The sequence below is a fragment of the Arthrobacter sp. HMSC08H08 genome (genome assembly GCF_001807575.1).
GTDB lineage: Bacteria > Actinomycetota > Actinomycetes > Actinomycetales > Micrococcaceae > Pseudoglutamicibacter > Pseudoglutamicibacter albus.
On sequence record NZ_KV789382.1, the window covers coordinates 89,109 to 104,095 of the forward strand.

General features: G+C 61.4%; 14 protein-coding genes. 13 read left to right on the top strand and 1 reads right to left on the bottom strand.

The features are described 5' to 3' along the window. Positions 1–107 precede the first annotated feature (107 nt). From ispG to HMPREF3175_RS03635, 4 genes are all read left to right on the top strand, one after another. Positions 108–1,244, top strand: coding sequence for a flavodoxin-dependent (E)-4-hydroxy-3-methylbut-2-enyl-diphosphate synthase (gene ispG / locus HMPREF3175_RS03620; RefSeq protein WP_035756919.1), 1,137 nt, complete (start codon positions 108–110; stop codon positions 1,242–1,244). An 18-nt stretch (positions 1,245–1,262) separates the two neighbouring features. Continuing rightward, positions 1,263–2,180 carry a GNAT family N-acetyltransferase gene (locus HMPREF3175_RS03625; RefSeq protein ID WP_052048564.1) on the top strand — a complete coding sequence of 306 codons (918 nt, stop codon included), beginning with the start codon at positions 1,263–1,265 and terminating at the stop codon, positions 2,178–2,180. A gap of 163 nt (positions 2,181–2,343) precedes the next feature. Then, entirely contained in the window at positions 2,344–4,140 is a 1,797-nt protein-coding gene (locus HMPREF3175_RS03630) for a proline--tRNA ligase (RefSeq protein WP_070490708.1), read from the top strand. Between the two features lie 8 nt (positions 4,141–4,148). Then, positions 4,149–4,949, top strand: a complete 801-nt coding sequence (locus HMPREF3175_RS03635) for a sulfite exporter TauE/SafE family protein (protein ID WP_070490709.1) — start codon at positions 4,149–4,151, stop codon at positions 4,947–4,949. A 26-nt stretch (positions 4,950–4,975) separates the two neighbouring features. On the opposite strand, the gene HMPREF3175_RS03640 is transcribed toward HMPREF3175_RS03635, so the two are convergent. Further along, positions 4,976–6,124, bottom strand: coding sequence for a hypothetical protein (locus tag HMPREF3175_RS03640; RefSeq protein ID WP_070490710.1), 1,149 nt, complete (start codon positions 6,122–6,124; stop codon positions 4,976–4,978). Between the two features lie 63 nt (positions 6,125–6,187). Here HMPREF3175_RS03640 and rimP point away from each other — a divergent pair, with 63 nt between their 5' ends. The 9 genes from rimP to HMPREF3175_RS03685 all read left to right on the top strand — a co-directional run bounded on the left by rimP (position 6,188) and on the right by HMPREF3175_RS03685 (position 14,984). Beyond that, a complete protein-coding gene (gene rimP, locus HMPREF3175_RS03645; protein WP_256174161.1) occupies positions 6,188–6,820 on the top strand; it encodes a ribosome maturation factor RimP in 633 nt (210 codons plus the stop codon). Between the two features lie 2 nt (positions 6,821–6,822). Continuing rightward, entirely contained in the window at positions 6,823–7,803 is a 981-nt protein-coding gene (nusA, locus tag HMPREF3175_RS03650; RefSeq protein WP_035756929.1) for a transcription termination factor NusA, read from the top strand. A gap of 58 nt (positions 7,804–7,861) precedes the next feature. After that, positions 7,862–8,179, top strand: a complete 318-nt coding sequence (locus tag HMPREF3175_RS10625; protein ID WP_070490755.1) for a YlxR family protein — start codon at positions 7,862–7,864, stop codon at positions 8,177–8,179. A 261-nt stretch (positions 8,180–8,440) separates the two neighbouring features. Continuing rightward, entirely contained in the window at positions 8,441–11,296 is a 2,856-nt protein-coding gene (infB, locus tag HMPREF3175_RS03660) for a translation initiation factor IF-2 (protein WP_070490756.1), read from the top strand. A 218-nt stretch (positions 11,297–11,514) separates the two neighbouring features. After that, a complete protein-coding gene (rbfA, locus tag HMPREF3175_RS03665; protein WP_070490712.1) occupies positions 11,515–11,943 on the top strand; it encodes a 30S ribosome-binding factor RbfA in 429 nt (142 codons plus the stop codon). A 7-nt stretch (positions 11,944–11,950) separates the two neighbouring features. Then, a complete protein-coding gene (gene truB / locus HMPREF3175_RS03670; protein ID WP_070490713.1) occupies positions 11,951–12,859 on the top strand; it encodes a tRNA pseudouridine(55) synthase TruB in 909 nt (302 codons plus the stop codon). A 93-nt stretch (positions 12,860–12,952) separates the two neighbouring features. Beyond that, complete coding sequence (locus HMPREF3175_RS03675) at positions 12,953–13,327, top strand: hypothetical protein (protein WP_035757076.1); 375 nt, start codon at positions 12,953–12,955, stop codon at positions 13,325–13,327. A 15-nt stretch (positions 13,328–13,342) separates the two neighbouring features. Continuing rightward, positions 13,343–13,840, top strand: a complete 498-nt coding sequence (locus HMPREF3175_RS03680; RefSeq protein WP_256174163.1) for a hypothetical protein — start codon at positions 13,343–13,345, stop codon at positions 13,838–13,840. 148 nt (positions 13,841–13,988) lie between these two features. Further along, positions 13,989–14,984 carry a bifunctional riboflavin kinase/FAD synthetase gene (locus HMPREF3175_RS03685; RefSeq protein WP_070490714.1) on the top strand — a complete coding sequence of 332 codons (996 nt, stop codon included), beginning with the start codon at positions 13,989–13,991 and terminating at the stop codon, positions 14,982–14,984. Positions 14,985–14,987 lie beyond the last annotated feature (3 nt).

Genomic DNA, 14,987 nt, shown 5'->3' on the forward strand with positions numbered 1-14,987 from the left:
ACATGTGAAGGTGCCGGCAGCGGCATGGGAAGATAGAGCACAGCAGTGGATTCGTTTATCACGTATGAGTTCTTGGAGGACACCTCGTGTCATCGGTTAATTTGGGAATGCCTACACCACCACCTATGACGTTGGCTCCGCGGCGCAAGACCCGCCAGATGATGGTCGGCAACGTCGGTATGGGCTCGGATCACCCGATCACCGTGCAGTCGATGACGACCACGAAGACTCACGACATCGGCGCTACGTTGCAGCAGATCGCCGAGCTCACCGCCGCTGGCTGTGACATTGTCCGTGTCGCGTGCCCAACAGACAAGGACGCCGATGCGCTGAAGGTCATCGCGCAACAGTCCACGATCCCGGTGATCGCGGATATCCACTTCCAACCCAAGTACGTCTACGCAGCCATTGAGGCCGGTTGCGGTGCGGTGCGTGTCAACCCGGGCAACATCCGCAAGTTCGATGACCAGGTTGCAGAGATTTCCGCTGCCGCGAAGCAGCATGGGACCCCGATCCGCATCGGCATCAACGGCGGCTCCCTCGATAAGCGCCTGCTGGAGAAATACGGCCGCGCAACCCCGGAGGCTCTCGTTGAATCCGCGTTGCAGGAAGCCGCGCTGTTCGAAGAAAACGATTTCTACGATTTCGGTATCTCCGTCAAACACTCTGACCCGGTCGTGATGATTCGCGCGTATGAGCTGCTCGCTCAGAAGGGCGATTGGCCGCTGCACCTGGGTGTCACCGAGGCAGGTCCTGCCTTCCAAGGCACCATCAAGTCCGCAACCGCTTTCGGCGCGCTGCTCTCCCAAGGTATTGGCGATACGATCCGTGTCTCACTTTCGGCCCCACCTGTCGAAGAGATCAAGGTCGGCGAGCAGATCCTCCAATCGCTGAACCTGCGTCCACGCCAGCTCGAAATCGTTTCCTGCCCGTCCTGTGGACGCGCCCAGGTCGATGTGTATGAGCTCGCCAACAACGTGACCGAAGGCCTCAAAGACTTCAAGGTTCCGCTGCGTGTGGCCGTCATGGGTTGCGTCGTCAACGGGCCAGGCGAGGCACGAGAAGCCGACCTCGGTGTCGCATCCGGCAACGGCAAGGGCCAAATCTTCGTCAAGGGCGAGGTCATCCGCACGGTCCGTGAAGACCAGATCGTGGAAACCCTGCTCGAAGAAGCCCACCGCATCGCCGAGGAGATGGGCGCAAGCGAGACCGAAGGCGCATCGCCTTCCGTGTCCGTCCACTAGGTAACGGTCTCAACGTCAATGGTGATCCGGCAGATCGTGAACCGGGCCGGCGCCCGGATGGCGGATCTGCGCTCGCCGGACCCCAGCATCCGCACCCTCACGAATGAGGACGCGCCAGCGTTGCTCGCGTTGATCGCGCGCAACCCTGTCCAGCATGCTTTCGTTCAGCAGCAACTCGATGTTGTTGGCGGCAAGATCGATGTGTTGCCTGGCGCGCGCATCCTGGGCCGCTTCGATGATGCAGGCGTGATGGTTGCGGCGTGCTGGCTGGGCGCGAACGTGGTGCCTGTGACCGCGGATGAAGGCGAGCAAGCCCGGGAACACGGTGAAGCGTTCGGGCGGCGGGTCCTGACCAGCCGTAAGCGCTTCGCCTCGATTTTCGGTCCGAAAGCAGGAGTTGAAGGGATCTGGGATGTGGTGAAGACCAGCCCGGCCTTCTACCCGCGTAGTGTGCGGCTCACCCAGCCGTTCATGACGTTGGAAGGCCCGGCTGTGATCGAAGGATCTGGCCGAGTCCGGCAAGGGTATGTGAGTGATTTCGATGCGTTCTGGCCGGCTTCCGTTGCGATGTTCACCGAGGAGCTTGGCTATTCACCCCTCGATGTAGGCGAGGCCTCCTATAGGGCGCGGGTCAAACAGTTGCTGGCGTGCGGGCAGGCTCTGCTCGAGCCGGGTGCGGCGGGCACAACGGTGCGGTTCAAAGCCGAGCTCGGGGTTGTGACCGGCCAAGCCACACAGATCCAGGGCGTATGGATGCATCCGGACCACCGCGGCATCGGGCTTTCAGCGAGCCGCGTGGCAGATGTCGTGGCCCATGCGCACACGTGGGCGCCCGTGACGAGCCTGTACGTCAACGACTACAATCACGCGGCTCGAGCCGTCTATGAGAAGGTGGGTTTCCAAACCACCGGGATGTTCGCGACCGTCCTGCTATGAGCATCGAATCCCGGGACGGGCACGCGGCAGCGCGCCACATAGCCGGCCGCTATGCGTGGGCAGACTACACTGGACACGAGCCGTCACCGGATACTAACGGTGAACGCAACCGATTTGCTGATTCACTCTGCACACCCCGATCCACCCTGAAAGGGGAGGCCCTGTGGTAACACGCCTTTCAACGTTCTTTCTCCGCACGCTGCGCGACGACCCTGCCGAAGCTGAGCTCGCAAGCCACAAGTTGTTAGTCCGGGCTGGCTACATCCGCCGTGCAGCACCGGGCATCTATTCCTGGCTGCCGCTGGGGCTCAAGGTCCTGAACAAGGTCGAGAACATTGTGCGTGAAGAAATGAACGCGATCGGCGCTCAGGAAGTGCATTTCCCGGCGTTGCTTCCGAAAGAGCCCTATGAGGCGACGGGCCGCTGGGAAGAATACGGAGACAACATTTTCCGTCTGCAGGACCGCCGTAAGGCCGACTATCTACTCGCGCCAACGCACGAGGAAATGTTCACCCTCTTGGTCAAAGACATGTACTCCTCGTATAAGGATCTGCCGGTGTACCTGTACCAGATCCAGACGAAGTACCGCGACGAGGCCCGCCCGCGCGCTGGCCTGTTGCGCGGCCGTGAATTCATCATGAAGGACTCCTATTCCTTCACCCTGGATGAGGAAGGCCTCGACGAGGCATACGAGGCCCACCGCGCCGCGTACCTGAAGATTTTTGAGCGTTTGAACCTGGAGGTCCGCCCGGTCTTCGCGATGGCGGGAGCGATGGGTGGCTCGAAGTCGGAAGAGTTCCTGCACCCAACCGAAGCGGGCGAGGACACGTTCGTGGTCTCCCCAGGCGGTTACGCCGCCAACGTTGAGGCCGTGACGACGCCGCCGCTGGACCCGATCGACTACACCGACGCGCCGGCCGCCCACGTTGAGCTGACCCCGAACAGCGAGACCATCGAAACGCTCGTTGACGCAGCGAACGAGAACCACCCGAAGGACACCCCGTGGACTGCCGCGGACACACTCAAGTGCGTTGCGTTGGTTGTTGTGACACCGAACGGTGAGCGCGAACTCGCCGTCGTGGGTGTGCCCGGCAACCGCCAGGCTGACCTCAAACGAATCGAGGCGACCATCGGTGAGCTCATGGGTATCGTCGGCGAATCCCAGGTTGAGGTTGCCACCGATGACGACCTCGGCCGTCACCCTGAACTGGTCAAGGGCTACATCGGCCCTGGCTTGTCGAAGGATGAGGCCGTTTTGGGTCGTGAAGCACGTTCGGGCGTCCCGTTCTTCGTTGACCCTCGTGTTGTTGAGGGGTCAACCTGGATCACGGGCGCGAACCTCCGTGACCATCACGTCTTCGGTTTGGTTGCAGGCCGTGACTTCGGCTGGGATGGTGTGCTTGAGGCTGTTGCGGTGGAAGACGGCGACCCCGCACCCGATGGTTCCGGTCCGTTAAAGACGACCCGCGGCATCGAGATGGGCCACATTTTCCAGTTGGGCCGCCGCTACGCTGAAGCGTTGGACCTGAAGGTTTTGGATCCCAACGGTAAAGCGCAGGTTGTCACGATGGGCTCCTACGGCGTGGGCGTGACCCGCGCGGTTGCGGCTATCGCTGAGGCCCATCATGACGACAAGGGTCTGGTGTGGCCTCGCGCTGTGGCACCCGCCGATGTTGTGGTGATCATCGCTGGCAAGGGGGAAGAGCTCACGGAAACCGCCGAGGACATCGCGGGCAAGCTCGATGAAGCCGGCTTGGAGGTCATGCTCGATGACCGCGCCAAGGTTTCTGCGGGCGTGAAGTTCCGTGACGCTGAGCTGATCGGTATCCCTACCACTGTTGTTGTGGGCCGCGGCGTGGCCGATGGCATGGTTGAGGTCAAGGACCGCGCCACGGGCGAGGCCGAGAATATCGCGCTCGATGTGGTAGTTGAGCACGTTGCCCAGCTCGCAGCTCACTAAGCTCGCCTATGGACTACATCCTCACGGACACCGGCGCGCTCAACATCGGGTTGATCCTGTTAGTTTTGGGCGCCGGTTTCCTTGCGGGATGGGTCGATTCGGTGGTTGGCGGCGGCGGGTTGATCCAGCTTCCGGTCGTGTTGCTGATTCCGGGGCTGACCCCGGTTCAGGCTTTGGCCACGAATAAGGTCGGCTCGATTTTCGGTACCACGACATCGGCTATCACGTATGGCCGGCGTGTAAGGCCGGACTTAGCCACGAGCCTCGGGCTTGCACTCACCGCGGGGCTCGCCTCGGTGGGTGGGGCGGCCGTAGCTTCGATACTGCCGACCGAGGTTTTCAAGCCCATCATCCTCGTAGCGCTTGTTGTGGTTTTCGTTTTCACGCTCGCTAAGAAGAACATGGGGGCCTCAACCGCGCTCAAGCATGCGAGCATGAAGCACCATGTTCGGGCGTGGGGGATCGGTATCGCGATCGGGTTTTATGATGGTGTGCTGGGGCCGGGCACAGGATCGTTTCTGGTGATCGCCTTGGTTGGGGTTTTGGGGTATTCGTTCCTGGATGGATCAGCGTGCGCGAAGATCGCTAACTGGGCCACCAACTTCGGTGCGTTGTGCTTCTTCATCCCCGCAGGCCACGTCGTGTGGCCGCTCGGTATCGGACTGGGGATCGCGAACATGTTCGGGGGCTATATCGGTTCGCGTATGGCAGTTTCAGCCGGCTCACGTTTTGTGCGGATCGTGTTCCTCGTGGTCGTGACCGCGCTCATCATCAGCGTTGGAGCGGACACCCTTCGGCAACTGAGCTAGCCCGCTGAGTTAGTGAGCCCGGCTAGCTAACGCGTGTATCCGGCGAGCTGGAAAGACAAAGCCATGAGCACGATGCGCGCCTCGCCGTGATAGTGCGCCGCGAGGTGTTGCAGCGGTTCAGCAAGTGATGCTTGCGCTGAAGCGAGCTTTTCGGTCCCGGATGCGAGGTAGTCTTCCCGCGGCCCGATGGTCGCAGCAGCATAAGGGTGCCCGGAGGCCTTACCGAGACCGAGCGTGAGATCGCGCGAGGCTTCGAACCATTCCTGATTGCTGTCTGCTGGGTTTCGGTGCGCGATGATGCGTGCCGCTTCAGTGATTTTGGCTGATGTTCGGCCCGTCCGATCCCACAAGGCGGCGGCCTGTTCAGGCTCGCTGGGGTCCGCTAGGGCAACCACGTCCCCTAAAGCCGCCACGGGGTCGGTGATGTCTGCGGAAGCTAACGCTTCCTTGATCACTGCGGCCGCATCGTTATCTAGGGGTGGGGCGCCGGCTTTCTGGGAAGCCGAGTACAGCGTGACGGAGGCTGCGATCAGCCGGGATGCATCCTCACGGCTCAGCTGCTCATTATCGCTAGGACGCAAGGCCAACTGCATAAGCTCACCGGAGAGGACGGCGGCGTCTTTAGCGTTATCCTGCCCGCTGGCTTTCTGAGCGGCTACATGTTCTTCGATCCACCGCATCTCACGGTTTGTAGCCGGCCCGCCCCAGGCGTCCGAGCCACTCAACAGCTCATAGGCTGTGCGTGCCGCGGCCGTGACATCCTCGCCGCTATGGGCCTGATCTACCTGCGCGAGCAAAACCCGGGCACGGTACACAGGGCTGTGTTCGGTCCGGGACACCGCCTTATCGAATACAGCGTCTCCAGGCCTTGCGTTAGCGGAATAGCTGCTCGTGGTGGTTGTGACGCCTAACCAGCATGCGCTCACCATCAGCACAGACACGGCGGCGCGGCCCATCCGTGAACCGGAACCGCGGGACTGTTGGGTATCCCGCCGTGCCCGCCGACCGTCGCCTGGGGACTGTTGGTTATTGCCCGAGGTTGGTTGGTCGTCTCCCGAGGTTTGTTGGCCGTCGCCTGGGGTCTGTTGGTCGTTACCCTGGGCCTGCGGAGCTTCCTGAGTTGCCGGCGACGTCTCCTGTGTCGCTGACTCCGTGGAATCCTGTACTGAACGCATAACGCTATGGTGCCATGCGGGTAGGGTAGATCGGTACAGACACAGCGTAAAGGGAGGAATAGCGTGTCATCCCACAGCATGCCAGCCGATAACGCGTCGAGGCACGAGGGTTCGCCATGGGCTCCTGAAGCAATCACGCGAGCTATCGAGCCTGTGATCAGCGATGCTGGTTTGATCGTCGAGGACGTCACGGTCAAAGGTGGGAACACACCAACCCTGCAGATTCTGGTTGATCTGCCGAGCGGTACGGATGCGGTGGATCTGGATGTTCTCGCTGAAGTTTCGCAGCAGGTGGGCGAGGTTTTGGATAACGGTTTGCTTGCCTCCTCGGGTGCTTATGAGCTTGAGGTTTCCTCGCCGGGGGCTTCGCGTCCGCTCACACAGCCTCGCCACTTCCAGCGCAACGTGGGCCGTGTGATTCGTGTGGTGAGCGAGGATGAAGACTTCACAGGCACCGTGCTTGAGGCCGACGACGAGGGCATTGTGATCGAGCCGATCAAGCCTGCACCTAAGAAGGGCATGAAAGATAAGGTGCTTGATCCGGTGCGGCGCGAGTATGCTGACATTCGTCGCGCGAAGGTTGACATCGAGGCGACGGCGGCGGCACGGTTGGCTGCCGTAAAGGACGCCGGGGATGCGGCAGAAGAGTCAATGGAAGATCCAGCACAGTCAGGTCTAACGGGCGAGGAGGCCTAAGAATGCATATTGATATGACGGCGTTGCGTCAGCTTGAAAAGGACCGCGATATTCCGCTGGATCGGCTGATCAACGCGATCGAGCATGCGCTTGTCCTCGCTTATGACAAGGAGCCGGGCGCTATCCGCGGAGCGCGTGCGGAATTGGACCGTAAAACCGGTGTCGCCACCATTTGGGCGCCTGAGGTTGATGAGAATAACCAGCGGATCGGTGAGTTCGATGACACGCCTGCGGACTTCGGCCGGGTCGCGGCAGCGACGGCGCGGCAAGTGATCTTCCAGCGCCTGCGCGATGCTGAAGATGAAGCCGTCCTAGGCACCTTCCGTGATAAGCAAGGCGAGATCCTCTCCGGCGTGATCCAGCAGGGCCGTGATCCGCGCATGGTCCAGGTTGATCTTGGAACCCTTGAAGCGGTCCTGCCACCACCGGAGCAGGTACCGGGCGAGGACTATAGCCACGGGCGTCGTCTGCGCGTGTATGTCACCGATGTGCACCGCGGCCCTAAAGGCCCCTCGATCACGGTTTCACGCACCCACCCGCAGCTGGTGCATAAACTGTTTGAACTTGAGGTCCCGGAGATCCAGGACAAGACGGTCGAGATCGTTTCGATCGCACGTGAAGCGGGCCACCGCACCAAGCTCGCGGTGCGTGCCCGCGTTGAGGGCCTCAACGCTAAGGGAGCCTGCATCGGCGAGATGGGTTCTCGTGTGCGCGCGGTGATGACCGAGCTCAACGACGAGAAGATCGACATCATCACGTGGGATCCAGACCCTGCACAGTTTGTAGCTCACGCGCTTTCGCCAGCCAAGGTGCTCTCGGTTGAAGTTTTGAGCGAAGACCTCCACCACGTCCGCGCTGTTGTCCCGGACGATCAGCTCTCACTTGCGATCGGCAAGGAGGGGCAAAACGCTCGTCTTGCGGCCAAGCTCACGGGCTGGAGAATCGACGTTGTCTCGCCAGCGCGTCAGAGCGCGGTAGACTAGACAGGTCAGAAGTTCAGTCTGTTGCGCCCAAATACGGGGCGGAGGATGGGAGTCCGTGGTGAACAAAGGTTCTTCACGTCGCCCCATCCGGACCTGTATAGGGTGCAGGCTCACCGATGACCAAGCCGTTCTTTTGCGGCTAGTGCGAAACCCCGGAAGCGCGCGAGTGGTTCCGGATCCGCAACGCCGTAAAACGGGGCGCGGTGCTTGGGTGCACCGTAACCCCGAGTGTGTACGGCGGGCAGTGAATCGGAACGCAGCGAACAGGGCCTTCAGGGCTCGCAGTGTCGTTGATGAAGATGAGTTGCTTGCCGTCATCAACCTGGGCATAACCGGTGTCCAGGGTTCAACCATGACCGATCAGAAAGCGGGTTAAGAAGAGTGGCAACCCGATGAACACGCAACGGTGATGGGCCAGAGATGAACAACCTCAGGCTCGGAAATCAGCGTGCGTTCCGCTTAGCGGGGCGCACACCACGAAATCTAGGGTCCGTGGTCTTACGCGTCACGTGCAACGCTTTTACTTGATGCGCCTGAGCGTTCAAAAGGATACGCGGACCAGAGAAGGAGAACTGTGGCCAAGAAGGTCCGCGTACATGAGCTCGCTAAAGAGCTCGGCATTCCGTCAAAGGAAGCCATGGCAAAACTTGAGGAGATGGGCGAGTTCGTCCGCTCAGCTTCCTCCACGATCGAGCCGCCGGTCGTCAAGCGTTTGCGGGAAGCATTCCCGAACGCAGCAGGCGGCGATTCCGCTCAGGCGGATCAACCGAAGGTGAAGACTGCGCAGGTTCAGGGTGCGGGAACCCGAACCTCCGATCCAGCTCCAGCAGCTGCCGCTAAGCCAGCTGATGACGCCCCTCAGCCGGAAGCTAAGCCAGCTACCGCAAAGAAGGCGGCATCGGCGGAGAAGCCAGCGCCGAAACCGGGCCCTAAGCCTGGACCTAAACCGGGTCCTAAGCCCGGCCCGAAGCAGGAGCCTAAAGCCGCTGAGAAGCCTGACGCTAAGCCGGCGCCAGCGGCTAAGCCAGGCCCGGCTAAGAAGGCTCCGGCAACGCCTCAGGCGACCCCGCGCGCTGCTGCGCCGAAACCTGGTCCAAAGCCAGGCCCACGCCCAGGTAACAACCCGTTCAGCACCCCATCCTCACAGGGTCGCGGCAACGATGCTGGCCCACGCCCACCTCGCGGTGGCGCACGCCCAGGCCCACGGCCGGGTGGAGGCCGTGGTGGTGCCCCACGTCCAGGCAACAACCCGTTCTCAAACCAGCAGGGCATGCGCGGCGAAGGCGGCGGCCGCGGCGGGCAACGTCAGGGTTCTGCAGGTTCGGGCGGCCCACGTCCAGGCGCGCCACGCCCACCACGCGGTGCGGCCTCGGGTTCAGGCGGTCCCCGCCCTAACCCGAACATGATGCCTAAGAAGCTCGACCTCAACGTCAATCAGCCGCGTCCAGGTGGTGGCCGTTCAGGTGGTGGCGGTCGGCCAGGCGGTGGCGGACGTTCCGGTGGCGGAGGCGGTTTCCGTGGTGGCCGCGGCGGCGGTCGCGGTAACGCGGCAGGAGCATTCGGTCGCGGCGGTCCACGCCGTGGTCGCAACCGCAAGTCCAAGCGCGCCAAGCGCCAGGAGATGGAGCAACAGGGCGCACCAGTCATCGGCGGCGTGGTTGTTCCACGCGGCGATGGCAACACGGTAGTTCGGTTGCGTCGCGGTGCGACCTTGGCTGACTTCGCTGAACGCATCAAGGCAGATCCAGCCGCACTTGTGACGGTGCTGTTCCACCTCGGTGAAATGGCTACGGCTAACCAGTCGCTGGATGAATCGACGTTTGAGATCCTCGGTGAAGAGCTGGGCTATAAGGTCCAGGTCGTGTCCCCAGAGGACGAAGAGCGCGAATTGTTCGAGTCCTTCCACATCGACCTCGAGGCAGAAGCCGAGGCCGAGACCGAGGACATGCTCGAGCCTCGTCCACCTGTGGTGACCATCATGGGTCACGTTGACCACGGTAAGACCCGCACCCTGGATGCGATCCGCCGCTCCAACGTAATCGAGGGTGAAGCCGGCGGCATCACCCAGCACATCGGTGCATACCAGATCTCTACGATGCACGAAGGTGACAACGGTGAAGAGGAACGCCTCTTGACCTTCATTGACACCCCTGGTCACGAAGCCTTCACGGCGATGCGTGCCCGCGGTGCCAAGGTCACTGACATCGCTGTGCTGGTTGTTGCAGCTGACGACGGTGTCATGCCGCAGACGGTTGAAGCGCTCAACCACGCTCAGGCGGCAGACGTGCCGATCGTGGTTGCGGTGAACAAGATCGATAAGCCGGAAGCCAACCCTGAGAAGGTCAAGGGCCAGCTCGCTGAGTACGGCCTGGTCCCTGAGGATTACGGCGGCGACACGATGTTCGTGCCGATCTCCGCTAAGCAGGACATCGGTATCCATGACCTGTTGGATGCGATCCTTCTGACCGCGGACGCAGCGCTCGAGCTACGTGCTAACCCGGATAAGGACGCTCGCGGTATCGCTATCGAAGCGAACCTGGATAAGGGCCGCGGTGCGGTCACGACCGTTTTGGTTCAGTCGGGTACGCTCGCGGTCGGCGACACGATCGTGGCCGGTAAGGCGCACGGTCGCGTCCGTGCGATGTTCGATGAGAACGGTGAAGCGCTCGATGTCGCGTTGCCTTCGCGTGCGGTGCAGGTCTTGGGTCTTTCGAACGTTCCGCGCGCTGGTGACACGTTCATAGTGACTCCGGATGAGCGTACGGCCCGCCAGATCGCAGAGCGCCGCGAGGCAGCGGACCGTAACGCGATGCTCGCTAAGCGCCGTAAGCGCATTACGCTTGAGAACTTCGATGACGCTGTCGCTGAGGGCAAGATCGATACCCTCAACCTCATCCTCAAGGGTGACGTATCCGGTGCTGTTGAAGCGCTTGAGGATTCGCTGCTCAAGATCGATGTGGGCGATGAGGTTCAGTTGCGTGTGATCCACCGTGGCGTGGGTGCTATCACGCAGAACGACGTCAACCTGGCAACGGTCGATAACGCGATTATCATCGGCTTCAACGTCCGCCCCGCAGAGCGTGTCTCTGAGTACGCGGATGAAGAAGGCGTTGACATGCGTTTCTACTCGGTCATCTACCAGGCGATCGAGGACATCGAGAACGCGCTCAAGGGCATGCTCAAGCCTGAATACGAGGAAGTTGAGCTTGGCTCGGCGGAGATCCGCGAAGTGTTCCGTTCCTCGAAGTTCGGTAACATCGCCGGTTCGATTGTCCGTAGCGGCCTGATCCGCCGTAACGCGAACGCTCGTTTGGTCCGTGACGGCAAGGTCGTCAATGACAAGCTCACGATCGAGTCGTTGCGTCGCTTCAAGGATGATGCCACCGAGGTCCGTGAGGGCTACGAATGTGGTATCGGCCTGGGTGGCTTCAACGACATCAAGGAAGGCGACATCATCGAGACGTGGGAGCTTCAAGAGAAGCCACGCGCCTAGTCTGCTGACCACGAGCCTAGTCTGCTTACCAGTAGCTAGCGTTATAAACACAAAGCCCGCGGCGGGTTGAGAGCACATGTGCTCTTGCCCGCCGCGGGCTTTCGCGTTGGCGAGACCGGCTGGTGTCAAGGCAGGGGCTACGCACCGATAGGATGGAGGCAGAGAATATTGTTGGTAGCGCACGCAACTGTTGGTGGTGCGCAGGGAAGGAGCACATCATGACTGGTTCGCCGCGTGCAGCTAAGTTGGCCCAGCGCATCAAGGTGGTTATGGCGCAGGCTCTCACGAAGGTGGTTCGTGATGATGCGATGGAGTCTGTGACGGTCACGGATGCGCGCGTGACGAATGATCTTCAGAATGCGACCGTCTACTACACGGTTTTGGGTGACGATGAGCAGAAGGCTCAGATTGCTGAGCTGTTCGAAGCCTACCGTGGCCGTTTGCGTAAGGAGCTGGGCTCGCAGCTAACAACTCGCTTGACCCCAACCTTGGAGTTCGTTCCGGATGAGGTCCCGATGAACGCCTCCCACGTTGAGGAGCTGTTGCGTGCCGCCCGTGAAAAGGACGCTGCGGTAGCTGAGCTTGCCGAGGGCGCAGAATACGCTGGGGATGCTGAGCCGTATAAGGCACCGGAAGACGAGGCTTAAGCGCTGTATGTCTCAAGCGCAGACTGAACCGACCCCGGGCCTGGTTGTTGTTGATAAGCCCGCTGGGATGACCAGCCACGATGTGGTGGGTCGCTTGCGGCGGCTCGCCGGTACCCGGAAAGTGGGGCATGCGGGCACGTTGGATCCGATGGCGACCGGTGTGCTGGTTGCCGGTGTGGGTCGAGCTACCCGGCTTCTGACCTATATCGTGGGCGAATCGAAGACCTATGTGGCTACGATTCGTTTGGGGGAAACCACCACGACTGAGGACGCCGAAGGGGAGATCCTTGAGCGTCGTTATGTTGCGGCGGTGACTCGCCCCCAGCTTGACGATGCGGTGGCCGGGTTGACGGGGGAGATTCAGCAGGTGCCCTCGGCTGTTTCGGCGATCAAGGTGGACGGTAAACGCGCTTATCAGCGGGTCCGTGACGGGGAGAACGTGCAGTTGCAGGCCCGGGCCGTCACGGTGAACCGTTTCGATGTTTTGGATGTTCGCCGCGCCAATGACGGCACGACGATGGACGTTGACGTTGTGGTCGATTGCTCTTCTGGCACATACGTGCGTGCTTTAGCGCGCGACTTGGGCGAGGCTTTAGGCGTGGGCGGCCATTTGACCGCGTTGCGGCGTACGCGTGTGGGTGGCTTCAATTTGGGCCAGGCTCGCACGCTGGAGCAGCTTGCGGAGCAGTTCATTGTGTTGTCGCTCGCGGATGCTGCCCGCGCGCTGTTCCCGGTCCGGCACGTGAGCGATCAGGAAGCGATTGAGCTCGGGCACGGCCGGCGCATCACGCCGTCGGAGTCGGCGGGGGTGACCGCGGCGATCGACCCGGCCGGTGACTTGATCGCTTTGATCGAGAACAAGGCTCAAGGCACGCATTCGATGGCCAAACCCGCCTTGGTTTTCGCGCCGCGCTAGGCACAGACCCGCCTTCGGTGGTTTTCTAGCTTGCTGGTTTCTCAGTTGTTGGCTTTCTAGGTTGTTGTTCGAGGAGATTCTGTAGTCGTGTTGATGGATGGCTTCGCGATCGCGGGCGTTGTGGTGTGCGTGATCTCGATGATCGTTGGTATCGCGATGACGGTGATCCGCACCTTCCCGGCGGACTCTTCGATTCTGAGCCTCGCGTTGGTTGAGCTGTATCTGGTGGTGTACGGGATTCAGGCCGCGGTGCGGCATGCCGGCTCTGCCCCGCTTCTAGGCGCTGGATGGGAGTTCTGGGGATACCTCGCGACCGCTTTGTTGCTGGTTCCTTTGGCGGCATGGTGGGCGATCGGGGATAAGTCCCGCTGGTCCAACACCGTGATGGCCGCGGCAGGCTTTACTGTGCTGGTCATGCTGGTTCGTATGCAGCAGGTGTGGCACGGTCAAGGATTCTTTGCCGGCTAGGGATTGATGAGTGGAATGGATAATCACGTGAAGGATACGGCACAGCCAGATAACGCACCGCAGCCAGATAACGCACCGCAGTCAGATAACGCAGTGCAGCCAGATAGCCCAGTGCAGACGAAAAATAAGGGCCTTGGCCGGATCCTGGTTGCGGTGTATGGCGTGTTTGCGTTGTCGGCTCTTGCGCGTTCTGTGTATCAGATTGCGACTGATTTCTCGCTCGCGCCGGTCGCGTTCTCGCTCTCGGCGCTCGCGGCTGTGATCTACATCGTGGCTACGGTCGCACTCGCTCTACCGGGTGTCACAGCCTGGCGTGCGGCGTTCGCGGCGGTGATTGTTGAGTTCGTTGGCGTGGTTGCGGTCTCGATCTTGTCGTATATCTCGCCTGAATTGTTCCCGAAGGCGAGCGTGTGGAGCCATTTTGGTCAAGGCTACGGTTATGTTCCGTTCGTTCTGCCCATCATCGGTTTCTGGTGGCTGTGGGTTCACCGGCCCCACAAGGTCGCGGCGTGAGCGTAGAGCGCAGCGGTCGTGGCGTTCGTGAGAGAATAGCGCGGGGTGTCACGGACGGGTGCTTATCCGGCCCGGCCACCGCATCGTGAGGTGACAAGCGCACACCGCGGTGACGTGAGAATCGATCTTCAGCACACGAGGAGTCTTTGTGCATATTTGGACGGATCCTTCTGAGGTTCCGGAGTCGCTGACGTGTTCGGTGGTGACGATCGGTAATTTCGATGGCGTTCACCGCGGGCACATGGCCTTGCTGGAACGGGTTGTTGAGCTCGCTGCCGCGAGCGAGCCGCCGTGTGCCGGTGTTGTGATGACGTTTAGCCCGCATCCTGCCACGGTGCACCGGCCGGCGTTTGCGCCGGTTCCGATCATGGCTGATGAGATCAAGGACATCCACTGTGCTGAGGCCGGGGTTGACGCGGTTCTGCGCCTGAACTACACGTGGGAGTTCGCGCAACAGACCCCTGAAGAGTTCGTGAAGAACTACGTGGTGGATGTGTTGCATGCCCGTGCCGTGGTGGTGGGTGAGGACGTGCGGTTCGGCCTGGACAACGCGGGTGACATCGAGTGTTTGCGCACGCTGGGTGAGAAGTTTGGTTTCGAGGTTGTCACGCTGGCTGATGTGGGCCTGCAGCGGCGCTGGTCCTCGACGTGGGTGCGTGAAGCGCTGCAGGTGGGGGATGTGAAATCCGCGGCGGAGGTTTTGGGCCGTAATCACCGCATGTTCGGGACGGTGGCGCACGGTTTCGCGCGCGGCCGCGAGCTCGGTTTCCCTACCGCGAATCTGGCCGATGACGCGACCGGTCTGATGCCGGCTGACGGCGTGTATGCGGGCTGGTTGATCGATCAGGCCGGGGTGTGGTGGCCGTCTGCGATCTCGATTGGTACGAACCCGACGTTCGATGGCGTGGTGCGTGTCGCTGAGGCGTTTGTGATGGGCCGTCCCGAGGGCGAGCAGGTCGAGGACTTTAACTTGTATGAGCAGGATGTGGTGCTCGAGTTTGTGGACCACTTACGGCCAACCATCACCTACCGCGGCCCTGAGGCGCTCATCGAGCAGATGCACATGGACGTTGACCGTGCTCGTGAGATTCTGCGCGCTGATGCCAAAGCCCGCCCTGACGTGGTCAAAGTAGCCGCTGGTTGAGAA

Excerpts from the sequence above, each read along its gene's own strand:
- ispG (WP_035756919.1), top strand. The coding sequence starts at position 108 with ATGCCTACACCACCACCTATGACGTTGGCTCCGCGGCGCAAGACCCGC.
- HMPREF3175_RS03625 (WP_052048564.1), top strand. The coding sequence starts at position 1,263 with ATGGTGATCCGGCAGATCGTGAACCGGGCCGGCGCCCGGATGGCGGAT.
- HMPREF3175_RS03635 (WP_070490709.1), top strand. The coding sequence starts at position 4,149 with ATGGACTACATCCTCACGGACACCGGCGCGCTCAACATCGGGTTGATC.
- HMPREF3175_RS03640 (WP_070490710.1), bottom strand. The coding sequence starts at position 6,124 with ATGCGTTCAGTACAGGATTCCACGGAGTCAGCGACACAGGAGACGTCG.
- nusA (WP_035756929.1), top strand. The coding sequence starts at position 6,823 with ATGCATATTGATATGACGGCGTTGCGTCAGCTTGAAAAGGACCGCGAT.
- infB (WP_070490756.1), top strand. The coding sequence starts at position 8,441 with ATGGCAAAACTTGAGGAGATGGGCGAGTTCGTCCGCTCAGCTTCCTCC.
- rbfA (WP_070490712.1), top strand. The coding sequence starts at position 11,515 with ATGACTGGTTCGCCGCGTGCAGCTAAGTTGGCCCAGCGCATCAAGGTG.
- truB (WP_070490713.1), top strand. The coding sequence starts at position 11,951 with ATGTCTCAAGCGCAGACTGAACCGACCCCGGGCCTGGTTGTTGTTGAT.
- HMPREF3175_RS03675 (WP_035757076.1), top strand. The coding sequence starts at position 12,953 with ATGGATGGCTTCGCGATCGCGGGCGTTGTGGTGTGCGTGATCTCGATG.
- HMPREF3175_RS03680 (WP_256174163.1), top strand. The coding sequence starts at position 13,343 with ATGGATAATCACGTGAAGGATACGGCACAGCCAGATAACGCACCGCAG.